Annotated in this window: 23 protein-coding genes; 14 read left to right on the plus strand and 9 right to left on the minus strand. The window is 46.6% G+C overall.

The genetic code is table 11. From position 1 onward, the window contains the following. The first annotated feature begins 92 nt into the window (after window positions 1–92). The 8 genes from gdhA (at window position 93) to AB5903_RS04510 (ending at window position 11,591) form a co-directional block, all read left to right on the plus strand. Window positions 93–1,430: an NADP-specific glutamate dehydrogenase gene (gdhA, locus tag AB5903_RS04475; protein ID WP_005657089.1), complete on the plus strand. Its 1,338-nt coding sequence runs from the start codon at window positions 93–95 to the stop codon at window positions 1,428–1,430. A gap of 199 nt (window positions 1,431–1,629) precedes the next feature. Next, window positions 1,630–2,301, plus strand: coding sequence for an HmuY family protein (locus tag AB5903_RS04480; RefSeq protein WP_272710163.1), 672 nt, complete (start codon window positions 1,630–1,632; stop codon window positions 2,299–2,301). Window positions 2,302–2,303: 2 nt separating this feature from the next. Next, window positions 2,304–4,553, plus strand: coding sequence for a TonB-dependent receptor (locus AB5903_RS04485; protein WP_368117674.1), 2,250 nt, complete (start codon window positions 2,304–2,306; stop codon window positions 4,551–4,553). Window positions 4,554–4,569: 16 nt separating this feature from the next. Further along, complete coding sequence (locus AB5903_RS04490; RefSeq protein ID WP_272710801.1) at window positions 4,570–8,739, plus strand: cobaltochelatase subunit CobN; 4,170 nt, start codon at window positions 4,570–4,572, stop codon at window positions 8,737–8,739. Next, window positions 8,739–9,428, plus strand: a complete 690-nt coding sequence (locus AB5903_RS04495; protein WP_117901732.1) for a hypothetical protein — start codon at window positions 8,739–8,741, stop codon at window positions 9,426–9,428. Before AB5903_RS04490 ends, AB5903_RS04495 begins: the two co-directional genes overlap by 1 nt. Before the next feature lie 13 nt (window positions 9,429–9,441). After that, on the plus strand, window positions 9,442–10,041 hold the full coding sequence (locus AB5903_RS04500) for a MotA/TolQ/ExbB proton channel family protein (protein WP_005657079.1): 600 nt from the start codon (window positions 9,442–9,444) through the stop codon (window positions 10,039–10,041). After that, a complete protein-coding gene (locus AB5903_RS04505) occupies window positions 10,041–10,370 on the plus strand; it encodes a DUF2149 domain-containing protein (protein ID WP_005657078.1) in 330 nt (109 codons plus the stop codon). The genes AB5903_RS04500 and AB5903_RS04505 overlap by 1 nt, the downstream gene beginning before the upstream one ends. A 57-nt stretch (window positions 10,371–10,427) precedes the next feature. Next, window positions 10,428–11,591 (plus strand): Xaa-Pro peptidase family protein, encoded by a 1,164-nt coding sequence (locus tag AB5903_RS04510; RefSeq protein ID WP_272710800.1) that lies wholly within the window; start codon window positions 10,428–10,430, stop codon window positions 11,589–11,591. Between the two features lie 214 nt (window positions 11,592–11,805). Here AB5903_RS04510 and AB5903_RS04515 read toward each other — a convergent pair whose 3' ends face one another. Both AB5903_RS04515 and ruvA read right to left on the minus strand, forming a co-directional pair. Then, window positions 11,806–12,804, minus strand: coding sequence for a DUF3843 family protein (locus AB5903_RS04515; RefSeq protein WP_195658000.1), 999 nt, complete (start codon window positions 12,802–12,804; stop codon window positions 11,806–11,808). A 38-nt stretch (window positions 12,805–12,842) separates the two neighbouring features. After that, a complete protein-coding gene (gene ruvA, locus AB5903_RS04520) occupies window positions 12,843–13,445 on the minus strand; it encodes a Holliday junction branch migration protein RuvA (protein ID WP_005657073.1) in 603 nt (200 codons plus the stop codon). A gap of 168 nt (window positions 13,446–13,613) precedes the next feature. On the opposite strand from ruvA, the gene AB5903_RS04525 reads away from it, so the two are divergent. Beyond that, a complete protein-coding gene (locus AB5903_RS04525) occupies window positions 13,614–14,513 on the plus strand; it encodes a diaminopimelate dehydrogenase (protein WP_005657071.1) in 900 nt (299 codons plus the stop codon). A 107-nt stretch (window positions 14,514–14,620) separates the two neighbouring features. On the opposite strand, the gene rseP is transcribed toward AB5903_RS04525, so the two are convergent. The 7 genes from rseP to tsaB form a co-directional block, all read right to left on the minus strand. Then, window positions 14,621–15,961 carry an RIP metalloprotease RseP gene (gene rseP, locus AB5903_RS04530; RefSeq protein ID WP_005657069.1) on the minus strand — a complete coding sequence of 447 codons (1,341 nt, stop codon included), beginning with the start codon at window positions 15,959–15,961 and terminating at the stop codon, window positions 14,621–14,623. A gap of 30 nt (window positions 15,962–15,991) precedes the next feature. Further along, the gene (locus AB5903_RS04535; protein WP_117955609.1) at window positions 15,992–17,149 is read right to left on the minus strand and encodes a 1-deoxy-D-xylulose-5-phosphate reductoisomerase; all 1,158 of its coding nucleotides are present in this window, start codon (window positions 17,147–17,149) and stop codon (window positions 15,992–15,994) included. Window positions 17,150–17,204: 55 nt separating this feature from the next. Continuing rightward, window positions 17,205–18,074: a M23 family metallopeptidase gene (locus AB5903_RS04540; protein WP_005657063.1), complete on the minus strand. Its 870-nt coding sequence runs from the start codon at window positions 18,072–18,074 to the stop codon at window positions 17,205–17,207. 47 nt (window positions 18,075–18,121) lie between these two features. Beyond that, on the minus strand, window positions 18,122–18,658 hold the full coding sequence (gene rimM, locus AB5903_RS04545; protein WP_272710799.1) for a ribosome maturation factor RimM: 537 nt from the start codon (window positions 18,656–18,658) through the stop codon (window positions 18,122–18,124). A gap of 37 nt (window positions 18,659–18,695) precedes the next feature. Next, complete coding sequence (gene murA / locus AB5903_RS04550) at window positions 18,696–20,000, minus strand: UDP-N-acetylglucosamine 1-carboxyvinyltransferase (protein WP_005657059.1); 1,305 nt, start codon at window positions 19,998–20,000, stop codon at window positions 18,696–18,698. 107 nt (window positions 20,001–20,107) lie between these two features. After that, window positions 20,108–20,728 (minus strand): DUF4290 domain-containing protein, encoded by a 621-nt coding sequence (locus tag AB5903_RS04555; RefSeq protein WP_368117675.1) that lies wholly within the window; start codon window positions 20,726–20,728, stop codon window positions 20,108–20,110. A 132-nt stretch (window positions 20,729–20,860) separates the two neighbouring features. Further along, window positions 20,861–21,553 (minus strand): tRNA (adenosine(37)-N6)-threonylcarbamoyltransferase complex dimerization subunit type 1 TsaB, encoded by a 693-nt coding sequence (tsaB, locus tag AB5903_RS04560; RefSeq protein ID WP_272710798.1) that lies wholly within the window; start codon window positions 21,551–21,553, stop codon window positions 20,861–20,863. A gap of 258 nt (window positions 21,554–21,811) precedes the next feature. Between tsaB and AB5903_RS04565 the strand changes: the two genes are divergently transcribed. The 5 genes from AB5903_RS04565 to AB5903_RS04585 all read left to right on the plus strand — a co-directional run bounded on the left by AB5903_RS04565 (window position 21,812) and on the right by AB5903_RS04585 (window position 24,622). Then, window positions 21,812–22,690: a YicC/YloC family endoribonuclease gene (locus tag AB5903_RS04565; protein WP_005657052.1), complete on the plus strand. Its 879-nt coding sequence runs from the start codon at window positions 21,812–21,814 to the stop codon at window positions 22,688–22,690. Window positions 22,691–22,801: 111 nt separating this feature from the next. Further along, a complete protein-coding gene (gene gmk / locus AB5903_RS04570) occupies window positions 22,802–23,365 on the plus strand; it encodes a guanylate kinase (RefSeq protein ID WP_005657051.1) in 564 nt (187 codons plus the stop codon). Continuing rightward, window positions 23,362–23,571 carry a hypothetical protein gene (locus tag AB5903_RS04575; RefSeq protein ID WP_005657049.1) on the plus strand — a complete coding sequence of 70 codons (210 nt, stop codon included), beginning with the start codon at window positions 23,362–23,364 and terminating at the stop codon, window positions 23,569–23,571. The genes gmk and AB5903_RS04575 overlap by 4 nt, the downstream gene beginning before the upstream one ends. A gap of 47 nt (window positions 23,572–23,618) precedes the next feature. Further along, window positions 23,619–24,185: a nicotinate (nicotinamide) nucleotide adenylyltransferase gene (gene nadD, locus AB5903_RS04580; RefSeq protein WP_016661746.1), complete on the plus strand. Its 567-nt coding sequence runs from the start codon at window positions 23,619–23,621 to the stop codon at window positions 24,183–24,185. Window positions 24,186–24,190: 5 nt separating this feature from the next. Continuing rightward, entirely contained in the window at window positions 24,191–24,622 is a 432-nt protein-coding gene (locus tag AB5903_RS04585) for a DUF6078 family protein (protein ID WP_005657045.1), read from the plus strand. The last annotated feature ends 120 nt before the right edge of the window (window positions 24,623–24,742 follow it).

Consider the following 24,742-nt stretch of genomic DNA (forward strand, 5'->3'; position numbering starts at 1 on the left):
GAAAAGTTTTCCTATATTTGCAGTGTTGTTTATTGACATTTTGTTCAGGCAACAAATAGTTAACAAGGTAATAACCTTTAAAACGTAATATTATGAATATCGAACGTATCATGTCCTCTTTGGAGGCAAAGCATCCCGGCGAGTCTGAATATCTTCAAGCCGTAAAGGAAGTACTTCTTTCTATCGAAGATATCTACAATCAGCATCCTGAGTTCGAGAAAGCGAAAATCATAGAACGGTTGGTTGAACCCGATCGTATTTTTACTTTCCGTGTTACGTGGGTGGATGATAAAGGCGAGGTGCAGACTAATCTCGGTTATCGCGTACAGTTCAATAATGCTATCGGCCCGTACAAAGGCGGTATTCGTTTCCACGCTTCAGTAAACCTCTCTATCTTGAAGTTCTTGGGGTTTGAACAGACTTTCAAGAATGCTTTGACCACTCTGCCTATGGGTGGCGGTAAAGGCGGTTCCGATTTCTCTCCGCGCGGTAAGAGCGATGCGGAAGTGATGCGTTTCTGTCAGGCTTTCATGTTGGAATTGTGGCGTCACCTCGGTCCGGATATGGACGTACCCGCCGGTGATATTGGTGTAGGTGGCCGTGAAGTGGGCTATATGTTCGGTATGTATAAGAAACTGACACGCGAATTTACAGGTACTTTCACAGGTAAAGGTCTGGAATTCGGCGGTTCATTGATACGTCCTGAAGCAACCGGTTTCGGTGGATTGTATTTTGTAAACCAGATGCTGGAAACCAAAGGTATAGATATCAAGGGTAAGACGGTTGCTATCTCCGGTTTCGGAAATGTGGCTTGGGGTGCAGCTACCAAGGCTACCCAGTTGGGTGCTAAGGTTATTACGATTTCCGGTCCCGACGGTTATATCTATGACCCGAACGGCATCAGTGGCAAGAAGATAGATTATATGTTGGAACTCCGTGCATCGGGCAATGATATCGTAGCTCCGTATGCCGATGAATTCCCCGGCTCTACTTTCGTTCCCGGCAAACGTCCGTGGGAGGTGAAAGCCGATATTGCTTTGCCTTGTGCAACACAGAATGAGTTGAATGGGGAAGATGCACAGCATCTGATTGATAATAAGGTGACTTGTGTGGGTGAAATCTCCAATATGGGATGTACCCCCGAAGCTATCGACCTCTTTATTGAAAATAAGATTATGTATGCACCGGGTAAGGCTGTGAATGCAGGCGGTGTGGCTACCAGCGGATTGGAAATGTCACAGAATGCAATGCATCTCAGTTGGAGTGCGGCTGAGGTAGACGAGAAACTTCATGCCATTATGCACGGTATCCATGCTCAGTGCGTGAAATACGGAACAGACCCCGACGGCTACATCAATTACGTGAAGGGTGCTAATATCGCCGGCTTCATGAAAGTAGCCCACGCCATGATGGGTCAGGGAATTATCTAAGGAAAAACTTTGTTTAGTTGTATTTGTATTTGTGGTTTGTGCTGCCTGCGCCTGTGAAGGTGCAGGCAGCACTTTTTAACTATTTGTGGGTATTATTGTTTTTAATATAGTTATTTATCGGTATTGTGCCAGCTACCTGTGCGATCTAACTTTGCAGCGTGAAAATTAATTTATTAACGCTAAAAAGGAATAAGCTAAAATGAAAATTAAAGATGTATTGGTCATGGCGGCCATCGGTTTATTAGGAGCAGCATGCAGTGATGACGATAATAAGGGTAGTCAATGGGGAGACGGAGTTGGAGGTACGAAAACGAATCTGGATGTATCTGCCTATGATAAATGGACTTATGTAAATCTGAAAACCGGAGAAACGGAAATACATCCGGATACAAGCGAATGGATTTATACGGATGGTTCGGTAAGCGAGCCAAAAGTGAAGGAAACTATCGGTATCGAATGGCATATCGCCATACACCGTTATGAGATAAAAACAAACGGTGGCATGGTTTTCGATACGGAGAAAACAAATATGAATGAAATTACGGAGTTGCCTGAAGGAGACTATAAAGCGGATGAAAACATAACAAACGAGGATGAAGAATATGCCATCATCACCGATATGAGCAAAATGATGCAAGGCAACGTCGGTTACGCCAAGACTGCAACTGTGAACAAAGTGTTGTGCAGTTGGGTGAAAAAGACGGAGACAGGTAGTATGCCTCCTACTATTTATGAACCGACAATGCATGTGATAGTTTTGAAGTGTAAGGACGGCAGTTGGGCGAAGCTTCAATTTACAGTTGCAGGAAACTCTGAAACGAATAAGAGCGGTTTTGTTACATTCAATTACGAATTTATCCCGATTAAATAAGAATGAGACGGGTTCTTTGTTCCTTACTTTTTTTGCTGGCAGCGGCAGTGCCCACTGTCTTTGCGGAGGAAGTGGACGAAAGGGATAGCAACCGTTATCGCTATTCCATATTGGGAGATGTCGTAGATGAAAACGGGCAGCCAATGCCTGGAGCTACGGTTAGGGTGCTGGAAACTACTTTCGGAGCAGGCACGGATAGCGACGGTGAATTTGTTATCCGTTTGGAAAATGCGAAAGAATATACGCTGTTGGTTTCATTCATAGGATACGAATCTCAGGAAGTAAAAGCGGTTCCGGCTGTACGTCCGCCGCGACTGCATATCCGATTGGTTCCTTCTTCTAATCAACTGAATGATGTAGTGGTAACCGGTTCGTTTGTTGCAAAACCGTTGAAAGAGGTACCTGTACTGACGCGTGTAATATCTCAAAAGGAGATTCAGGCACTCAATCCGATGAATGTCGAAACTTTGCTGCAATACGAACTGCCGGGTTTGCAGATTGGGTATAATTCCATGAGTCAGATGCCTGAGATATCTTATCAAGGCATGGACGGAGAGTATATGCTGTTTTTGATAGACGGCGAACGCGTAAGTGGGGAAGGAGCCGACCATAATGTTGATTTTACCCGTTTCAATGTAGACGATATCGAACGTATAGAAGTCATTAAGGGAGCCCAGTCCACAATCTATGGTTCCAATGCATTGGGTGGAGTCATCAATATCATTACAAAGACCGCCAATCGTCCCTTTAGCGGAAATTTGAATGCACGTTATGCCAGTTCCAACGGACAGAAATATACAGCTTCTACCGGTGTGAAGAAAAATCGTCTTACTTCTTATACCAGCCTTACCTATCGTACAAAAGATACTTATGAGATAGGTGATGAGGTAGGTAAGACCACCGTAACGGAAGGAAGTGACGGTTCTTCGGCAGAGAAGCAGGCAGATGCCGGTTCCACCACGGTCTACGGATACAACATTTGGGATTTTTTGCAGAAAATAGGCTATACCTGCAATGAAAAGCTAAATGCGGATTTGAAAGGTTCGTTTTACCGCAATAAACGAGACAAGCGTGTGGGCAAGATGTACCAGGACATATTCCTTGATTATACCTTGAACGGTAAGGTAACATATCTTCCTGGAGAAAAACAGCAACTTGTAATAGGATATATTTATGATAATTATCAGAAGAACCAGGACTATTTCTTATCCGGAAAGAAAACTACGGATTACCGTAATATCAAGCAGACACCGCGTATCGATTATACCGGAACATTCGGCAAGCATACTGTCAGTGTCGGGTTCGAAGGTGACTTTGAGTACCTGAAACATTATATGCTGGAAGACAGCTCCCATGTTAACAACCAGTTGTACGCTTTCTATGCGCAGGAAGACTGGGATATCCTCGATGAGCTGAATATCGTGGCGGGAGTACGTGCCGACTATCATGAGAAATATCATTGGCATGTCACTCCGAAGGTTTCTTTACTGTGGCATTTTTGCGACCATGTCTCTTTCCGTGCCGGTTATGCACAAGGATTCCGTTCGCCTTCTCTGAAAGAACTCTACCAGGCATACGATATGGGTGGTATGGGTTGGTTCATGCTGTACGGTAATCCGGATTTGAAACCGGAAACCAGCAATCAAGTCTCTCTGTCCGGCGAGTTTACCAAGAGAGGGCTGAACATGTCGGTTTCTTTTGCCCACAACCGTTTCAGGAACAAGATAGCCTATATGTCATTGGGCGACGGTTCGAGCGACATGCAATATGTAAATGCCGATAACGCCAAAACTACGGCCTTGGAGACAATTTTGCGCTACCGTTTTGGTTTCGGGCTGATATTGACAGGTTCTTATGCTTATACGAACGATTATGAAGAGGTTGACGGACGGAATACTTCTTTGGTGCGCCCGCATACGGCAACTTTCAATGCTATGTATTCGCATAAGTTCGGAAAGATAGGTTTTAACTGTTCGCTGAACGGGCAGTGGGGGGCAAAGTTCGATACTTATACAAGAAACCAAAATGATGACGGTACTTATGCGTATGAAATAACCACTTACGATGCACGTACGATGTGTTCGTTGAATACCGGAGTTACCCTTCCGAAAGGCATATCCCTCAATCTGGGTATCGATAACCTGTTCAATTATAAAGACAAGGCTGCCGATAGTTCCCTGCAGGTTCCGCAAAAAGGAATCAGTGTAATAGGAACCGTAAATCTTAATATTGCAGATATGTTCGGGTTATAAATATTAAAATATCGATATGAAGAAAAAACAACTATTGGGGAGCGGCTGTGCGGCCGTCCTCGTGTTGCTGCTTATAGGTATCTGGAACTTATGGTTCAGTTCTACAAGAGTAGCATTTGTCAATTATCAAGTTATCAGTCTCGGACAAATGGCCAAGGCTAATGATAATTCGTTTATAAAGATAGCAGAAGTCAGTACCGACGAACTGGATAAACTGACTTCCTACGACATGGTATTTATCAATGCCATGGGGATGAGAATAACGGAAGAACAGCGTGCGCAGATACAGAAGGCTGCCGATGACGGCTTGCCCATTCTGACCACTTCCGCCACCAATCCTGCCAATGAGATAATTTCGCTGGACTCTATCCAGGCTGACACTTTGAGAAGTTACCTGGGGAATGGCGGGCGCCGTAACTACCGTAGCATGCTGAATTATGTACGTAAGCATATCGACGGCAAGCTTATTTCGGTAGACGAACCTGAAGCTGTAACAGAACGTTCCAATGATATGATATATCATGCCGACCCGAAGAAGCCGGATGATGAAGAACTCGGTTTCAATACGATAGCCGGATACAATGCTTTCCTGCAGGAAAACGGGCTGTTGCAAGAGGGAGCTCCCCGTATCATAATCACTGGTATGATGGGCGAACCGGCAGACCTTATCCGGAAACTGGAGGAGACGGGTAATGTCGTTTATCCGGTACGGAGTATGAAAGGCTTCATTGGCAGGCACCAAATTGATTCGGTATCCCCCTCGGCAGTCATCAATATGGCGCACGGGCGCATGGGAGACTATATCGTGGATTATCTGGCACAACAGAATATCCCGTTGTTTACTCCGCTGAATGTAAACCGGCTCGTAGAAGAGTGGGAGAACGACAAAATGGGAATGAGCGGCGGATTTCTCTCGCAAAGTGTCGTAACCCCCGAAATAGACGGGGCTATCCGTCCTTTCGCTTTGTTCGGACATTATAGGGATGAAGAAGGATTGCAGCATGCTTTTGCCATTCCCGAACGTTTGGAAACTTTTGTAGAGACGGTGAATAACTATATCAAGTTGCAGAACAAGCCCAACAATGAAAAGCGCGTGGCGATTTATTATTATAAAGGCCCGGGACAGAACGCAATGGCTGCTGCCGGTATGGAAGTTGCCCCTTCGCTTTACAACCTATTGCTGCATTTGAAGAAAGAAGGGTATAAGGTAGACGGCTTGCCGGCATCCTCCAAAGAACTGGAACGTATGATACAAGCACAGGGAGCTGTGTTCGGAACGTATGCGGAAGGAGCTTTCGACAACTTCATGAAGAACGGGCATCCCGAGCTGATTACCAAAGAACAGTATGAAAGTTGGGTAAGGAAAGTACTCAGGCCGGAAAAATATGCGGAAGTCGTATCTTCCTTCGGAGAATTTCCCGGTGAGTATATGGCTACCGGCGACGGACGTCTGGGAGTTGCCCGCTTACAGTTCGGGAATGTGGTGTTGCTGCCGCAAAATGCCGCCGGAAAGGGAGACAATGCGTTTAAGATTGTTCATGGTACGGATGCCGCACCTCCTCACACTTATATTGCATCTTATTTGTGGACGCAGTTCGGTTTTAAGGCCGATGCATTGATTCATTTCGGTACTCATGGCAGTCTGGAATTTACACCGAAAAAGCAGGTTGCTTTGAGTAGTAACGACTGGTCCGACCGGCTGGTAGGCGCTTTGCCTCATTTCTATATTTATTCGATAGGAAATGTGGGAGAAGGTATGATAGCCAAACGCAGGGCATATGCAGGCTTGCAGTCTTACCTCACCCCTCCGTTCCTCGAGAGCAGTGTCCGTGGTATCTATCGTGAACTTGTGGAGAAAATTAAGATATACAATAATGCTGTCAGTGCTTGTTCTAACGGTGCGCACGAACAGGAATCCCGGAAAGATATGCGTAGCGAAGTCGATTTGCGCCGTGCTTCTTTGGCTGTGAAGGCAGTGGCGGTGAAGCTGGGTATTCACCGCGAGCTGGAACTGGACAGCGTACTCACCGTTCCTTATACGGAAGACGAGATTTTGCGTATCGAGAATTTTGCCGAGGAACTGGCTACGGAGAAAATAACGGGACAGCTTTATACAATGGGCGTTCCTTATGAAGATGCGCGCATTAAGAGCAGCGTGTACGCCATGGCTACCGAACCGATTGCATACAGCCTGCTTGCCCTGGACAAACTCCGCAAACGCGCCGACGAAAAAACGGTGAAACACCGCGCTTTGTTCACACAGCATTATCTGAATCCTGCCCGTACTTTAGTAACCCGGTTGCTGGCTAATCCGGCTTTGGGAACGGACGAGCTCATCTGCCGTGTGGCGGATATCACGCCCGACGAACTTGCCAAAGCCCGGAAGATGGAAAAATCGCGTAATGCGCCGCAGGGCATGATGGCGATGATGATGGCTGTGGGAGGCGGAGAGAAAGCCCCAATGAATAAAATGCCTTCTTCCGTAGAATATACCAAAGAAGAAATCACTTTTGCTTTGGCAGTCATGGAAGTCGAGCGCACAATTAAAAATGTCGGAGAATATAAAAAGGCACTAATAGAAAGTCCGGAAAAAGAACTGCTCAGCATGACGAATGCATTGAACGGCGGATATACCCAGCCTTCACCGGGAGGCGATCCGATAGTAAATCCCAATACCTTGCCTACCGGACGCAACCTCTACGGAATCAATGCAGAGGCTACCCCGAGCGAGGCGGCATGGGAGAAAGGCATACAGTTGGCAAATAATACAATCGAGATGTATAAACGCCGGCACAATGATAGCATTCCCCGTAAAGTAAGCTATACGCTGTGGAGCGGCGAGTTCATCGAGACGGAAGGAGCCACTATCGCCCAGATACTCTATATGCTGGGTGTGGAACCTCTGCGGGATGCTTTCGGCCGTGTTACGGATTTGAAACTCATCCCCTCGAAAGAGCTGGGACGCCCGCGTATCGATGTGGTAGTACAGACGAGCGGGCAGTTGAGGGACATTGCAGCTTCCCGCTTGTTCCTTATTAACCGAGCGGTTGAAATGGCTGCCCATGCAAAAGACGACCAGTACGAAAATCAGGTTGCTGCCGGAGTGGTCGAAGCAGAACGGGTATTGATAGAAAAAGGCTTGACTCCTAAAGACGCCAGGGAGATTTCTACGTTCCGCGTGTTCGGAGGAGCTAACGGCGGTTATGGAACCGGTATCCAGGGTATGGTAATGAGCGGTGACCGTTGGGAAAGCGAGAAAGAAATAGCAGATACCTATTTGAACAATATGGGTGCTTACTATGGCAGTGAGAAGAACTGGGAAGCCTTCCGTCAATTCGCTTTCGAAGCTGCGCTGTCACGTACGGATGCGGTTATACAGCCTCGCCAGAGTAATATGTGGGGAGCATTGAGCCTCGACCACGTGTACGAGTTTATGGGCGGGCTCAACCTGGCAGTTCGTAATGTGACGGGAAAAGACCCGGATGCTTACCTGAGCGATTACCGCAATCGCAACAACTTCCGCATGCAGGAGGTCAAGGAAGCTATCGGAGTGGAGAGCCGTACGACTATCTTCAACCCTACCTATATCAAGGAGAAAATGAAAGGAGAAGCAGGTGCTGCGAATACATTTGCCGAGATTGTACAAAACACATATGGCTGGAATGTGATGAAGCCCAAAGCTATCGATAAGGAAATGTGGGATGAGATATATAATGTGTACGTAAAGGATAAGTTCGGCCTGGGCTTGCATGAATATTTCGAGCAACAGAATCCGGCAGCTTTGGAGGAGATGACTGCTGTTATGCTGGAGACGGTGCGCAAGGGAATGTGGAAAGCCAACGAGCAGCAAGTGGCCGATATAGCCAAGTTGCATACCGATTTGGTAAACAAGTACAAACCCTCCTGTTCCGGCTTTGTTTGTGACAATACCAAGTTAAGGCAGTTCATTGCTTCGAAAACCGATGCGCAGGCAGCGGCGGAATATAAGAAAAACATTGTTCAGATACGTGAAGCTGCCGCATCCGATGACAAGAAAGGGATGGTGATGAAAAAAGAGGAGATGGCTTCTACTGCAGAAGAACAGACCAATGTACTGAGCAATACGATAGTCGGTTTGGTAGTAGTGCTTGCTATCGTCGTACTGCTGTTGCTCGTCCGTCATCGTCGTAAAAAACTACAGGAATAATGGAAACGGTTGTTTTTGTACTTATGATATTGGTTTGCTTCAACTTCATGTTGAAGCAAACTTATCGTAAATTAAGGTCGGTGTTGGTAATATCCGTCATCTGTGCCTTGTTCGTAGGGCTGATGTGGCCTTATGCTATCGAGCAGTCCAAAACCCAGATTGCCGACTGGCTGGCTAATCCTGCACTGATGCTCGATACCTCCGTTGTACTGAGCGTGGAAGTGGTTCTGCAGATGACCTTCTGCATGCTGGCTGCACATATCCAAAGTGCCGGACCTGTGAAGAAGCGCGTGCTATGGGCTTATAAGGCACTGCGCTGGTTTCCGGGTATTTTAGTTTTTCCGGTACTGTTCTGCGGCTTGGTCGCATTGATATTCTCCTTCCCCGGGGTATCCTTTTCCCTGATTGCCTGGAGCATGGCAGCGGCGGTATTCGTATTGATACCTGCCGGGAGCTTCCTTTTGCGCTGGTTACTGCCCGAAAAAGAACTTCGGCTGGAATTGCTTTTCCTCGCCAATGCCCTGATTGCTATTTTGGGAATTATCGCTACTGTCAGCGGCCGTACGGCAGTGAAAGGAATAGACGAGGTAGACTGGGGAGCGTTGGCAGGCTTGACAATCCTGCTTGTTGCCGGTGCATTGGTCGGAATGATTTTAAGAAAAGTGAAATTGAAAAGACAAACTAACTAATTAAATAAAAATTATGAATTACATTTCAGACATTCTCTATTGGATATCTACAGGGCTTCTGGTTCCTGTTATCGTATTGTTGATTATTCTTTTCGGACGTTCGGTCTTGCTCCTCGGAAACTTTTTCGGGCAATATCTGGCTATCCGTAAGACCGATGCCTTGCTGCGCAAGGAGTTGGATGCACTGACTCCTGAAACAGTTTCGGAGCTGGGCGGACACCTCTCCAAGAAGAACAACTCTTTGGTGGTTGCTTACATTCACCGTATTATCGAGATGAAAGATAGTCCGGCGCACGTGCAGCGCCTGCTTGCCGATTTTGAGATAGCGGCGGATAAAGATTTGGCAATATCCAAGACTCTAACCAAAATGGGACCGATGTTGGGATTAATGGGAACGCTGATTCCAATGGGTCCGGCACTTGTAGGGCTTTCCACCGGTGACATTGCCTCGATGGCCTACAATATGCAGGTGGCATTTGCCACTACGGTTGTCGGGCTGTTCTCCAGTGCTATCGGGTTTATAACACAGCAAGTCAAGCAGCGTTGGTATTTGCAGGATATGACTAATCTCGAATTTCTCTCTGAATTGTTAAACCAAAATCAAAAAGAATAATGAAAAGGCGTTTGCTGAGAAAAGAAGAAGATAGCGACCCGATGAGTGTGGTAAGCAATCTTTTCGATGTTGCAATGGTATTTGCCGTAGCACTTATGGTTGCATTGGTGAGCCGTTACAATATGACCGAGATGTTCAGTCAGGAAGATTTCACTATGGTAAAGAATCCCGGAAAAGAGAACATGGAGATTATTACGAAAGAAGGTCAGAAAATCAATAAATATACTCCGTCGGAGAATCAGGATGCCAAAAGCGGTAAAAAAGGCAAAAAGGTAGGGATTGCTTATGAGTTGGATAACGGCGAGATTATTTATGTGCCCGAAGAGTAATTCCATTGCACCTAAAATTATTACCTTTGCTGCTCGAAATTTATAAATAACTAAGAGATGTTACAACCGGAATTGAAATTAAGACGTGATAAGATACGTGCCCTCATGGCCCAACAAGGTATCGATGCGGCACTTATTACCTGCAATGTAAACTTAATCTATACGTATGGTTGCGTAGTAAGCGGCTATTTATATCTGCCGTTGAATGCTCCTGCGCGTTTGTTCATAAAGCGCCCTAACGATATTGAGGGCGAGCATATTCATCCTATCCGTAAGCCGGAGCAAATAACCGGATTATTGAAAGAATGCGGTCTTCCTTTGCCGGTCAAGTTGATGCTGGAGGGTGACGAACTACCCTTTACGGAATATAATCGTTTGGCTGCCTGCTTTCCCGAAACAGAGGTCGTGCCTTGCGGCACTGCGTTGATTCGTCAGGCACGAAGCGTAAAAACTCCGATGGAAATCGAAATGTTCCGTCGTTCCGGAGCTGCCCATACAAAGGCATACGAACAGATTCCCTCGGTTTATCAGCCGGGAATGACCGACCGTCAATTATCTGTTGAAATAGAACGGTTGATGCGTCTGGAAGGTTGTCTGGGTATTTTCCGCGTATTCGGACAGAGTATGGAAATCTTCATGGGAAGTCTTTTGGCCGGTGACAATGCAGCGGTTCCTTCTCCGTATGATTTTGCATTGGGCGGCAAAGGGCTTGATCCTTCATTGCCCGGTGGCGTGAGCGGCACTCTCCTGCAAGCGGGGCAATGTTTCATGGTGGATATGGGTGGAAACTTCTATGGTTACATGGGCGATATGAGCCGTGTGTTCTCCATTGGCAAGTTGCCGGAACAGGCCTATGCTGCACATCAGACGTGTTTAGAAATACAAGAGGAGATTGTGGCAATGGCAAAACCGGGAACTGTTTGTGAAGATATGTATAACAGGGCTATTGAAATAGTAACGAAAGCCGGTTTTGCGGATTATTTTATGGGAGTAGACCAAAAGGCAAAATTCATAGGGCATGGCATTGGTTTGGAAATAAATGAAATGCCCGTATTGGCTCCTCGTATGAAGCAGGAATTGGAACCGGGTATGGTTTTTGCTTTGGAACCCAAGATTGTTTTACCCGGTATAGGTCCTATCGGAATTGAAAACTCATGGGCAGTAACCACCGACGGCCTTGAGAAACTGACTTTGTGCAAAGAAGAAATCATAGAATTATGATGGATAATTAGCGATTAGTGGTTAGTGATTAGGTTGGTAATTACGTCGCATGACAGTTGCTAATCGTTAACCGCTAATCACTAATCACTAATCACTAACCGCTTACTTCACCCTTCTGTTTAATTGGTTATTAGCCTTGGACGGTTTTGATTTTCCGATTCTTTTTCCTGTCGGTTTGGCTTTTTTGTTCCGGTTAGGGTGCGATTGTGCGTTTTTATTCCCCTTCATAATATTCACATAGATAATAACGGGCGATAAAGTCCCAATTTTGCTGTAGTATTTCTTTGCCGTTGTCAAATGGAAATTGCACATCTGGTAATATTCCTTTGAGCATACCGTACTTTATTAAGTCGAACGGGCAGGCTCCCGGGCGGCAAAAGAGTTTGTAGCCTTCGGCAGCAGCGCGTTTGGCATTGTACATCGGGTTGTGCTCTTCACAAAAATAGGCAGCTACATCGTGGGCTATTAGCATACCTTTGGCATTGGCGTATATTACGAATTCTTTCTTGTACTGTAAGTCAGGAAGTAAAGCAGAACGGGTATTTTCCCATTTTAGAACTTCAACAAAGAATTTGCAGAGTTCTTTATAGGTAGCAAAATATAGTAAAGGTTTGCCACCGCTGTATTCCAGACAATGCTCCACATCCTTGCTTAGTTTTGTTTCAGGAGTGATTTCGGGAAGAGGAACAAAGGGCATATCTAACAAATCCGGTCCCATTACCCATAAAAAAGAAGAAGTTTTTTCATTGATAGGCGCTTCTTCAAATTTTTCGTCCATCATTTTATAAGCTTCCTGAGCTAAAGCCAACAAGTCCTTATCATACGGATTTTGTAACGTATATTCATCCGGTCCATAGAGTGCAAAGTGTGATTTTAATGTCCACAGTACAAATGCTATATCTTCCGGATTGATTTCATCGGGGATGTAGCTGTCGGATAGCGGATAGAAGGGAAGGTAGGTATTATACTGTTTGTAGTATAATTCGGTGAATGTCTTCCAACCGCCGGTCTGGGCAATTGCATCCTGAAAATACATAGTGAGTGATACTGTGGCATCTTTCTGCGCATAGTCATCTTCCTTGAATAGAGGAGATTGCTTTACTAACGATAGGATACTTGCTGAAAAATTGAGATACCATTGGTCGCCGGGTAGTACACGTGTACGTTCGTTGGCAGCCAACCATTGTTTCATGGGAATAGGAACTGGCTTCATTGCTTGTTTACTTTTAATGTATGAATAATATGTATGGACTATAATCTTTTCAGAGCCAGCTTGATAACCTGTTCTACCGGTGCATTGGCATCTTCCTTCAAAATAGCCGTTACTACTTTTTGTGAAGGAGCTTGTGCAAATCCCAGCATTGTAAGGGCGGCTACGGCTTCTTCTTGTACTTGTGCATTGGCGGCGGTAAAGGCAGGACCGGTTATGTCAACCGCTCCGGAAGCCATTCCACAGGTTTTTATTTTGTCTTTTAAATCGACTATCACACGCTGGGCTGTTTTTAAACCGATTCCTTTCACCGTTTTCAGCAAGTTGGCATTCTCCGTGCTGATAACATTTATCAATTCGGAAGGCGATAAAGCCGAAAGAATCATGCGGGCCGTATTGCCGCCGATGCCTGATACGGAAATCAGCAGAAGGAACAGCTCACGCTCTTGCTTGTCTGCAAAACCATAAAGGATATAGGCGTCTTCGCGGATAGCTTCATAGATATATAGCTTGCAGCTTTTCTTTCCTTGTATGGCAGCATATGTGTTCAGGGAAATATTTACGGCATATCCCAAACCGTTACAGTCTATAGTTGCGCTTGCCGGACTCAGCTCGGCAATTTCACCTTTAATGTATTCTATCATATGATTATTATTCCTAATTCTGCGAATGTAGGAATTATTATTGACTTTTAGTCTCTAAAAAAAGAAAAACTCTGTGAAACTTGAGGGCTTCTATAGTTAAGTTATAAATTAAAATGCTTACTTTTGCGCTCATAAAATAGAAAGTTGATAACTAAAACCGATAAAAAGATGAAAAAAGTAAGAGCAGCCATCGTGGGTTATGGCAATATCGGACATTTTGTACTTGAGGCATTACAGGCAGCTCCCGATTTTGAAATCGCAGGAGTAGTACGTCGTGCAGGGGCAGAGAACCGTCCTGCAGAATTGAGTGAATATTCCGTAGTGAAAGATATCAAAGAGTTGAAGGATGTGGATGTGGCCATCCTTTGTACTCCTACGCGTAGCGTTGAGAAATATGCTAAAGAGATATTGGCACTTGGCATCCATACAGTGGACAGCTTCGATATTCATACCGGCATTCCGGCATTGCGCCGTACACTGGATGCTGAGGCAAAAGCACATAATACTGTTTCTATTATTTCTGCCGGTTGGGATCCGGGAAGCGATTCTGTTGTGCGTACCTTGCTGGAGGCTATTGCGCCGAAGGGAATTACCTATACCAACTTCGGTCCGGGTATGAGTATGGGACATACGGTGGCAGTAAAGGCTATCGAGGGTGTAAAAGCCGCTCTTTCAATGACGATTCCTACCGGTACGGGCATACATCGCCGTATGGTCTACATCGAACTGAACGATGGTTACGAATTTGACAAAGTAGCTGCCGCCATCAAAGCCGATCCGTATTTTGTAAATGACGAAACGCATGTGAAACTTGTTCCGAGCGTAGATGCACTGCTTGATATGGGACACGGTGTAAACCTGACCCGTAAGGGCGTTTCCGGAAAAACACAGAACCAACTGTTCGAATTCAACATGCGCATCAATAATCCGGCGCTTACTGCGCAAGTGCTGGTATGTGTGGCACGTGCTGCAATGCGTCAGCAACCGGGTTGCTATACAATGGTTGAGATTCCGGTTATCGACCTTCTGCCGGGCGACCGTGAAGAGTGGATTGCACACCTGGTATAAAAATAAAAAAAACAGATGGTGCGTTTATATGGAATGCACCATCTGTTACTACTGAACGCATCGTCTGTTATAGTCAAACAGACGATGTGTTTTTTATATCCTAACCATCAGAAGAAGAATCTGAGCACATCATTGAAGTTAGCCCAAATCAGCAAGCCGAACAATAGGAACATACCTACCATTTGAGCACGCTCCATAAATTTATCGCTGGGTTTGCGACGTGCTACAATCTCGTAGATGAGGAACAGAACATGCCCGCCGTCCAATGCCGGAATAGGCAGAATGTTCATGAAAGCAAGGATGATTGAAAGGAATGCCGTCATGTACCAGAACTGATACCAGTCCCATGTTGCAGGGAAGATGCTGCCGATTGTTCCGAAACCGCCAAGTTGTTTGGCGCCCTCTTTAGAGAAAAGATACTTCATCTGGCTGACATAACCTTTCAGCGTATTTACTCCCAGGGTAACCCCGGCCGGGATAGATGCGAAGAAACTATATTCTTTCTTGACAACGGGCAACAGCTTGTTTGTCTGCAGGGATGCAGCGACACCGATTTGATATAAAGAATCTGTAGTCAGCTTTACGGTATCCGCTACCCCCGCTCTGACGTAAGTCAGGGTGAGAAGGCGGCTGGTACTGTCGTTAGCTGCTTTTTGGCGATTCAGCATTTCTTCCTTAAAGTCGAAGTAAGCGATGTTACGTCCATCCAATTGAGTGATGCTGTCACCCGGTTGTAATCCGGCAAGTGCGGCAGGTTGTCCCGGCATAATGCTGTCGATGACAAACGGATAGCGGAATGAAGCGAAACGGACACTGTCGGCAAGCAGGCGTTCCATCATATCTTCGGGGATGTACACGGATACTTCCTGCCCGTTACGCAATACGCTGACCTGACGTGCATCGACGATGCTTGTCAGCATGTCGCCACCATAGCGTTCAAAAGGTACGCCGTCGGCGGATACCAATATATCGCCGTCACGGAAACCGATTGCTTTAGCCGTTTCATTAAAGTCCATACCCAGCGGGGCTTTCTGTAAAGGTACATATTCATCTCCCCACGCAAAGAGTATCATGGAGTAGATGAACAATGCCAACAGGAAATTGAACAGTACGCCGCCTATCATAATCAGCAGACGCTGCCATGCCGGTTTGGCACGGAATTCCCACGGTTGCATGGGCTGTTTCATCTGTTCGGTATCCATAGACTCGTCTATCATACCTGCAATTTTGACGTACCCGCCTAAAGGCAACCAGCCGATACCATATTCCGTTTCACTGTTTTTCGGTTTGAATTTGAACAAGGTGAACCACGGGTCAAAGAACAAACAGAATTTTTCCACTCGTGTCTTAAATAAACGAGCGAAGAGGAAGTGCCCGCCTTCATGGATTATTACGAGCAATGAAAGGCTCATTATAAGTTGCAGGGCACGGATCAAGAATGTTTCCATCTAATTATTTACTATTTTATTATTTGCAATTTAATTTTTAACTATCAATTCTTTTGCTATTCGTCTGGCTTCTGCGTCAGTTGCCACATAGTCTTCGTAAGCAGGTTTTTGTATAAAGGATACGCGCGCCATTGTCTTCTCGATTACGTCGCTCATGCCGAGGAATGATATTTCGTCCCGTAGGAAAGCGGCTACCACCACCTCATTGGCTGCATTGACGATACATGGCATGTTTCCTGCACGGTGCAGCGCTTCGTATGCCAGCGCCAGATTGCGGAAACGTTTCGTATCCGGCTGCTCGAATGTCAGGTCCGTGCACAATTTGAAGTCCAGCCGGGGGAAAGACGCTTTCAGGCGTTCCGGATAGGAGAATGCGTACTGAATGGGCAGGCGCATATCCGGCATTCCCAGCTGCGCTTTCACTGCTCCGTCCTCAAACTGCACCATTGAGTGAATGACGGATTGCGGATGTACCACTACTTCTATCTGGTCGGGGCGTACACCGAACAGCCATTTTGCTTCAATCACTTCAAACCCCTTGTTCATCATGGAAGCGGAGTCTATTGTAATTTTGGCTCCCATGTCCCAATTGGGGTGCTTCAAAGCCTGTGTCTTGGTTACGGTGGCAAGCTGCTCCATTGTACAGGTACGGAACGGGCCGCCGGAAGCTGTCAGTATAACTTTCTCGACAGGGTTACCCATTTCTCCGGCTAAACACTGGAATACGGCAGAATGTTCGGAGTCTACCGGCAAGATGGGAGTACCGCTGAAACGTGCCAGGTCGTTGATAAGCTCGCCCGCCACGACTAATGTTTCCTTGTTGGCGAGGGCTATCGTCTTGCGTGCGCGGATTGCGTTCATAGTCGGTTTCAGTCCGGCATAGCCTACCATGGCTGTCAGTACCATGTCGATAGGTTTTTCCGCCACAATCTGGCATAAGGCCTCTTCGCCGGCATACACTTTGATGGGGAGGTCGGCAAGTGCGTCTTTCAGTTGTTGATATTTCGTTTCATTTGCTATTACCACTGCTTCAGGCTTGAACTTGCGCGCCTGAGCTATCAAATCCTCCATCCGGTTGTTGGCTGTCAGTACATAGGCTTCGTATCGGTCGGGATGTTCCTCTATGACCTGTAATGCCTGTGTACCGATAGAGCCGGTAGAGCCAAGTATGGCAATTTGTTTCTTCATCAGTCTTATAATTTATGCTTTCAGGTTTATATCTTATACTTAATGCTTTATACTTTTAAAATACGATATAGAGTTCCGGGTTTACCGCCCTTCCTTTGTGCCACAGTTCGAAGTGCAGGTGCGGTCCGGTAGTCAGTTGCCCGCTGTTGCCTACCAGGGCAATGGCTTCTCCGCCTTTTACGGTGTCGCCTTCGCGTTTCAACAAAGAGCCGCAATGCTTGTAGACGGATACGAAATCCTGGTTATGCTGTACCTCTATCAAATAGCCGGTTTCGGCTGTATAGGTACTCAGAATGACCGTTCCGTCCAGGGTTGCCAATACGCTTTCTCCCGGATTGGCGGCTATATCCGTTCCGAAGTGCCTCTTTTCGGCATTGAAAGGAGATGAAATCATGCCGCGGGTGGGGCGGTAGAATATCAGTCCGTCTACTTCGGGGCGTGAGGCGATGCTCGTCAGGTTGTATTTCTCCGTTTCCTCGTACTGTTTGCGGAATTCAGCCTCGCGTTGCGTTCGTTCCATAAGCGAATCTTCCCGTACGGTAGTCAGGGAGTCGATGGAATGGATGGTGTCGGTTTTGATTTTACCCAGAAAGATGTCCTGAATATTCATTATGTACAGATTCTGCCTGTCTACGAGTTGCTGGAGCGAGTCTACACGCAGGGCATTCTCCACGACCTGCGCACGAATTTCACTGTTCATGTATCCGGGCAGGTAATTGCGCAACGGGGTAAAGGCAACAATCAGGGAGGCAATCAGAAAGAGTACCGTCAGTACGGAAAGCAATACGGAGATTCCGTTCAATTTGGACACACGTAAGGTGACAATATCCTCAAGGGTATTCTCGTTCGTAATAGTCAGTCTGTATTTGAACTTGATATTACTCCAAAAGGCTTTTCTTCTTTTTTTCTTCTTATTTGCTGCCACTTATAAACTTTCTATTTATAATTTGAACTTTGCGTTTCGCGCCTTATTCACGCTTCTTCCGTATCGTCTAAAGCAAGTAATCCTTCCGGCAGGTTCACCGTGATAACCTTATGCTTCTGGTCGATGTCCATAATGAAATCTTCCTGTGCCGGAATCAGCAATTCTTCTCCTTTATAATCTACCACGAACAGAGTGTTGATGGTAGAGGTGTCCACATCCGTCACTTCACCCAGTTGGCCGTGGTGTACTTCTTTCATACGGAAACCGACGAAGAAATCCCAACTGAGTTCTCCCGGTCCGGCTCCTTCGGCATGCTTCACGGGAAAATAAACCTCAATGTTGGTAAACATCCGTGCGCGTTCTGCCGTATCCACTCCTTCGAGTTTGACGAGAGCCGTAGTGTCTGAGCGGAAACGATATTCTTCGATAAAGAACGGTACGAATATACCGTCCAACAAGCAGATGAGATATTCGGCCTCTACACGGTCGAAAATATCATCCGTAAAGGTGAATGACAATTCTCCGTGAATGCCATGAGGTTTGTTGAATATACCTATTTTATATACTTCTTCTTTTCGTATCATATCGTTTTATCGCCTTGTCTGTTGCCTTGTCACTTCCTTATATTCTCGTTATTCTTGCTCCGATCGCATTCAGCCGTCCTTCTATATTCTGATACCCCCGGTCTATCTGCTCGATGTTATGAATACGGCTGATGCCGTCGGCGCTCATGGCGGCTATCAGCAGAGCAATGCCGGCACGGATATCCGGGGACGTCATATTGCCGCCACGCAGTTTGAAACCGTGGTTATGTCCGATTACTACGGCGCGGTGCGGGTCGCACAGAATGATTTGCGCTCCCATGTCTATCAGTTTGTCCACGAAGAAGAGGCGGCTTTCAAACATCTTCTGATGAATCAGCACGCTGCCTTTCGCTTGTGTGGCAACTACCAGCAGTACGCTCAGCAAGTCCGGCGTCAGTCCGGGCCAGGGTGCATCGGCTATTGTCATGATAGAACCGTCAATGAAGGATTCTATCTGATAAGTATCCTGGGCAGGCACATAAATATCATCGCCCCGTTGTTCCATTTTGATGCCCAAACGTCGGAAACTGTCGGGGATGATACCTAAGTTTTCGTGCGAAACGTTCTTGATGGTCAGCTCGCTTTTCGTCATGGCTGCCATGCCGATGAAGCTTCCCACTTCAATCATGTCCGGAAGAACGGTATGCTCTGTTCCGTGCAGTTCGTCCACTCCCTCGATGGTGAGCAGATTGGAAGCGATACCTTCTATCTTTGCACCCATGCGGTTCAGCATCCGGCATAGCTGTTGTATGTAAGGTTCGCAGGCGGCATTGTAGATGGTTGTTTTACCTTTGGCCAATACTGCTGCCATTACGATATTGGCAGTGCCCGTTACAGATGCTTCGTCCAGCAACATATAGCTGCCTTGCAACTGCCGGGCGGATATTTCGTAAACTTCCCGTCTTTCATTGTAAACGAATTCGGCACCTAAATTCCGTATACCGATGAAATGGGTGTCCAAACGGCGGCGGCCTATCTTGTCTCCGCCCGGTTTGGAAATCATAGCCTTGCCAAAGCGTGCCACCATCGGTCCTACGAGCATGACCGAACCGCGCAGGCTGGAACACCTTTTCAGGAATTCATCGCTCTCCAGATAGGCAAAATCAACATTGGCTGCTTGAAAGCTATATGTATCGATGCCTTTTTTCGATACGTTCACTCCCATATCCCGCATCAACTGAATCAGGTTGTTCACATCCAGGATGTCCGGTATGTTGTGCACCGTCACCTCTTCGGCTGTGAGCAGGGTGGCGCAGATAATCTGCAGCACCTCGTTCTTCGCTCCTTGAGGATAAATGTCTCCGGAAAGGCTGTGTCCGCCTTCTATTACAAATGAAGCCATGAAATAGTGGTTAGTAGTTAGTGATTAGCGATTAACGGTTAGTGATTAGGGTAGTGTGGTGATGTCCTATGATATTAACCGTTAATCGCTAATCACTAACCGCTATTTTAGTATTTTCTTTTATTATTTCTGTTGTTGTTTCTGTTGTTCTGGTTATTCATCTTCGGACGATAATTCTGTTCGATCCGTTCGGCCATAAGGCGGAGAAGGCTGTCGGTCATCTGCAGTTTGCCGCCGGACAGTTCTGCGAGGTCGTCCGCTATTTTGCGGTCGTCGACAGTATCTTTATTCCAGGACATATAGTCTTTCTTCATGTGGTTGCATATCAGTGCAACGAGGTTCTGCTTCTCGTCACCTTCAGGAAAGTCGATGGCTTTCTTAATCAGCACTTCCAGGGTACGGCCGTAGTGGCGGTAACGTATTTTGGTGCTGGGATAAGGAACGGTTTCCGGTTTGGTTATCAGGTTGTCTTTGCGGATAACTTCGTATGGATAGTCGATGTCCAGCTTGAAGTCCGCCATGATGGCAAGATGATCCCACAGCTTGTGCTTGAAATCGGGTATGTTGCGAAGGTGGGGAAACATGTTTCCCATGATGTTGATAATGGTATTTGCACAACGCTGGCGCTCGGAGCGGTCTTCGATTGTCAGTGCATGGTCTACCATATTCTGGATGCTGCGCCCGTATTCGGGCAAAGGCATCCGCTTTTGTTGAGTATTATATTGCATATTCTTTAGAATTAGCGGTTAGTGATTAGTGGTTAGTGATTAGCGGTTAGTGGTTAATGATTAGTGATTAATGCTATACGGTCCAATTGCGCAGCCCGCTAATCACTAATCACTAACCGCTAACCATAATCGCTATAAAAGTTTTTTCGGTTGGCTTGCTACGAATTCTTTCAAGTAGAACGGTTCGAAGTAGGCAACGTCTTTAAAATCTTTTTCGGCTATAGCTTTTTCTGCCAGCGGGAACATCATGCTTGCCAGCGGACGGATGCCGTCGATGAAATGGGCGTTGGGATGCACAATCTTTTCCTTGCACTTGGCTGCACCGTCGCCGAAGAAATATACGGGTTGCTTGTCCAGGAACTCCTGATAGGAATTTTCGTCCACAATGTCTGCCGCAATGTCGCGTACCGGTTTCAGTGCGCGGTCGTAAACGGCGGCGTACACTTCCATGCGGCGGGCATCAATCATGGGGCACAACAGGGCGTCTTCCGGCAGCTCATCGTGATAGAGCAGTACCGGAACGCATTGCACTTTCAGGGTGGGAAGCCCGATGAGGGGCAGGTTGCGCCCGTAACATACACCTTTTGCCATAGACACACCGATGCGTAGCCCTGTGTACGAACCGGGACCGCAACTTACGGCAACGGCATCCAGCGGCATGGCGTGGCTGTCGGCAAATGACAGGGCTTCGTCTACGAATACGCCCAGCGATACGGCGTGTGAAAGCCCATTCAGGTCTTCTTTTTTGAAAACGTTCTGTCCGTCCTCGCTCACGGCTACGGAGCAGGCCGAAGTGGATGTTTCAATATGCAAGATACATGACATAACTTCTATTCTGATTTTTATTGTGGCAAATTTACGTGATTTGTTTCGATTACACAAGTTGTTTGCCGAATGGTTTGTCGTTGCATTCCTGATTCATTGATTAAATTGCCGGCTGCTTGCTTGCATCTGTTCAGAAAATTAGCGAATATTGCATACTAAGTTGTGCATGCGATATTTGTCTATTGCTCAAATTATTCTCGGTGAATGCAATAAATAATCAGTGAGAATAGCTATCTTTGTCGCATAAAACTATACATTATGATACAATCTATGACGGGCTACGGCAAAGCAACAGCCGAACTGTCCGATAAGAAAATCAATATTGAAATTAAGTCGCTTAACAGCAAAGCGATGGATTTATCTGCCCGTATCGCTCCGCTTTACAGGGAAAAGGAAATGGAAATCCGTAACGAAATATCCAAAATGCTGGAACGGGGCAAGGTCGATTTCAGCCTTTGGATTGAGAAGAAAGATGCGGAACAACTGGCCACTCCTATCAATCAGGAATTGGTGGAGGCTTATTACAAACGGATTAAGGAAATTTCTGCGGCAGCCGGTATTCCTGAACCTGCCGACTGGTTTGCCACGCTGCTCCGTATGCCGGATGTAATGACGAAGAATGAGACTCAGGAGCTGAGCGATGAGGAATGGGCAGTGGTGCATGCGGCAGTGGAAGAGGCTATCAATCATCTGATAGACTTCCGCAAGCAGGAGGGCGCAGCGCTCGAAAAGAAATTCCGTGAGAAGATAGAGAATATAGCACGGTTGCTCGAATCGGTGGCTCCCTACGAGCAGGAACGGGTAGGCAAGGTAAAGGACCGTATCACCGATGCGCTTGAAAAGACATTGAGTGTGGATTACGACAAGAACCGCCTGGAACAGGAACTTATCTACTACATCGAGAAACTCGATATCAACGAAGAAAAGCAACGTCTTTCCAATCACCTGAAATACTTTATCAGCACGCTCGAAAGCGGTAGCGGACAAGGTAAGAAGCTGGGCTTCATCGCACAGGAAATGGGTCGCGAAATCAATACGCTGGGCAGCAAGTCCAATCATGCCGAAATGCAGAAGATTGTAGTGCAGATGAAGGACGAGCTGGAGCAAATCAAGGAACAGGTCCTGAACGTGATGTAAGGAACCGGTTCCGGACGTTGCATGAATTTATGATAAGTTTGTTTCAACATGAAGTTAGAGCAAACCAATTAGAGGATTAAATAGTAAACCGTTAAATAGTAAATACCACAGATGGGTAAACTGATTATATTTTCCGCCCCTTCAGGGTCGGGCAAGTCCACAATTATCAACTATCTGTTGACGCAGAACCTGAATCTGGCTTTCTCTATTTCGGCAACCAGCCGTCCGCCGCGCGGCACGGAGCAGAACGGGGTGGAGTATTTCTTTCTCACTCCCGATGAGTTCCGGAGCCGCATAGCCAACGATGAGTTCCTGGAATACGAGGAAGTGTATCAGGACCGCTTCTACGGAACACTGAAAGCACAGGTGGAAAAGCAACTGGCTGCCGGACAGAATGTTGTATTCGATGTAGACGTAGTGGGCGGTTGCAATATCAAGAAGTTCTACGGCGAGCGTGCTTTGTCCGTTTTCATCCAGCCGCCTTCGGTGGAGGAATTGCGCAAACGCTTGATAGGCCGCGGCACGGATGCTCCCGAAGTTATCGAGAGCCGTGTGGCGAAGGCCGAATACGAGCTTGGCTTTGCACCGAAATTCGATACGGTCATTGTAAACGATGATTTGGAAACGGCTAAAGCGGAGGCATTGAAAGTGATAACCCAATTCCTGAACCGATGAAGCGGACGAAAGGCAGAAATCTATCGCCGAGAGCCAATAAGGTTCTCTTAGTCCTGAATATCGTTCTGTTTTTGGGAGCTATCGTCTTGGCTATATTGAATGTTGACCTGAAGGAGTACACTCCGGCTGCGGCCATGCTTATTGTGATGTTCATAAGCGGCGTAAATATTTACGGCTGTTGGAAACGCCTGAAAGGAAAGCTTTGATACCATAGCCTTCTGTATTTTTTAATTCTTAATTTTCAATTTATCAAGTGGATATAGGCATTTTCAGCGGTTCGTTCAATCCGGTACATATCGGACATCTGGCGCTTGCCAACTATCTTTGTGAATACGAAGGGTTGGACGAGGTGTGGTTCATGGTGACTCCGCATAATCCGCTGAAAGAAGAAGCCTCTCTGATGAGCGATGAATTCCGTCTGAAGCTGGTGCAGCTTGCCATTGGAGGCTATCCCAAGTTCCGGGCTTCCGATTTCGAGTTTCATCTGCCGCGTCCGTCTTATACCGTTCATACGCTTGATAAACTGAAACAGACTTATCCGCAAGACACTTTCCATCTTATTATAGGTTCCGACAACTGGAAGCTTTTCTCCCGGTGGTATCAGTCGGAGCGTATTCTTGCGGAAAACTTTATTCTTATTTACCCCCGTCCCGGTTATGAGGTGGACGGGAATACTTTACCTCAAAATGTAAAACTGGCCTCTTCGCCCACATTCGAAATAAGTTCTACCTTTATCCGCCAGGCGATGGAAGAGGGCAGGGACGTGCGTTATTTCCTGCATCCGGCTGTCTATGAAGCGTTGAGACAAACTAATCTGTAAAATAAATGAATGACTTGGAAAATTTACAGGCGCCCCACAACTTCGGTGTATGTGCCTCTGCCTGTTGTACGAAACGCTTTACCTGCCTGCGCTATATAGCCTTGCAGAATGCTTCCCTGCAATATCCGTTCCTGCCTACGCTTACTCCCCGGAAGCTGGAGTCGATGAAGGGAAAGTGTGAATATTACCGTCCGAATACGCCGGTGCGTTATGCCCGCGGCTTCACCCGGGTGGCAGAGTTGCTCACGGTTCGGGTGGCGGGTACATTCCGCTTGCGGCTTATTTCCTACTTCGGGCGTAAGAACTATTACCTTGCCCGTAAAGGAGAGTACCTTATCAATCCTGCTGCCCAGCAATACATTATCAGCCAGGCAGAAGCTCTCGGCCTGCGGCTTGATGACTACTTTGACGAGTATGTAGAACGGTATGACTGGTAGGGATAACCGGTTGAAATGCAACGCAATGCAGTTTTCCCACGGTGGGAACTCCGGTTTCCTTAGGGGGAAACGTCAGTTTCCTATGGTAGAAACTTCAGTTTCCCTGCAGGGAAATTCGGG

It is taken from the genome of Bacteroides sp. 2201st1_D9_2201SCRN_220225 (assembly GCF_040928965.1).
GTDB classification, from domain to species: domain Bacteria; phylum Bacteroidota; class Bacteroidia; order Bacteroidales; family Bacteroidaceae; genus Bacteroides; species Bacteroides stercoris.

Coding starts and splice junctions, on each gene's coding strand:
- gmk (WP_005657051.1), top strand. CDS start 22,802: ATGGGTAAACTGATTATATTTTCCGCCCCTTCAGGGTCGGGCAAGTCC.
- rseP (WP_005657069.1), bottom strand. CDS start 15,961: ATGGAAACATTCTTGATCCGTGCCCTGCAACTTATAATGAGCCTTTCA.
- AB5903_RS04490 (WP_272710801.1), top strand. CDS start 4,570: ATGAAGAAAAAACAACTATTGGGGAGCGGCTGTGCGGCCGTCCTCGTG.
- AB5903_RS04575 (WP_005657049.1), top strand. CDS start 23,362: ATGAAGCGGACGAAAGGCAGAAATCTATCGCCGAGAGCCAATAAGGTT.
- AB5903_RS04485 (WP_368117674.1), top strand. CDS start 2,304: ATGAGACGGGTTCTTTGTTCCTTACTTTTTTTGCTGGCAGCGGCAGTG.
- AB5903_RS04505 (WP_005657078.1), top strand. CDS start 10,041: ATGAAAAGGCGTTTGCTGAGAAAAGAAGAAGATAGCGACCCGATGAGT.
- tsaB (WP_272710798.1), bottom strand. CDS start 21,553: ATGTCATGTATCTTGCATATTGAAACATCCACTTCGGCCTGCTCCGTA.
- ruvA (WP_005657073.1), bottom strand. CDS start 13,445: ATGATAGAATACATTAAAGGTGAAATTGCCGAGCTGAGTCCGGCAAGC.
- AB5903_RS04510 (WP_272710800.1), top strand. CDS start 10,428: ATGTTACAACCGGAATTGAAATTAAGACGTGATAAGATACGTGCCCTC.
- AB5903_RS04515 (WP_195658000.1), bottom strand. CDS start 12,804: ATGAAGCCAGTTCCTATTCCCATGAAACAATGGTTGGCTGCCAACGAA.
- AB5903_RS04565 (WP_005657052.1), top strand. CDS start 21,812: ATGATACAATCTATGACGGGCTACGGCAAAGCAACAGCCGAACTGTCC.
- AB5903_RS04555 (WP_368117675.1), bottom strand. CDS start 20,728: ATGCAATATAATACTCAACAAAAGCGGATGCCTTTGCCCGAATACGGG.
- AB5903_RS04525 (WP_005657071.1), top strand. CDS start 13,614: ATGAAAAAAGTAAGAGCAGCCATCGTGGGTTATGGCAATATCGGACAT.
- AB5903_RS04535 (WP_117955609.1), bottom strand. CDS start 17,149: ATGAAGAAACAAATTGCCATACTTGGCTCTACCGGCTCTATCGGTACA.
- murA (WP_005657059.1), bottom strand. CDS start 20,000: ATGGCTTCATTTGTAATAGAAGGCGGACACAGCCTTTCCGGAGACATT.
- AB5903_RS04480 (WP_272710163.1), top strand. CDS start 1,630: ATGAAAATTAAAGATGTATTGGTCATGGCGGCCATCGGTTTATTAGGA.
- AB5903_RS04585 (WP_005657045.1), top strand. CDS start 24,191: ATGAATGACTTGGAAAATTTACAGGCGCCCCACAACTTCGGTGTATGT.
- rimM (WP_272710799.1), bottom strand. CDS start 18,658: ATGATACGAAAAGAAGAAGTATATAAAATAGGTATATTCAACAAACCT.
- gdhA (WP_005657089.1), top strand. CDS start 93: ATGAATATCGAACGTATCATGTCCTCTTTGGAGGCAAAGCATCCCGGC.
- AB5903_RS04495 (WP_117901732.1), top strand. CDS start 8,739: ATGGAAACGGTTGTTTTTGTACTTATGATATTGGTTTGCTTCAACTTC.
- AB5903_RS04500 (WP_005657079.1), top strand. CDS start 9,442: ATGAATTACATTTCAGACATTCTCTATTGGATATCTACAGGGCTTCTG.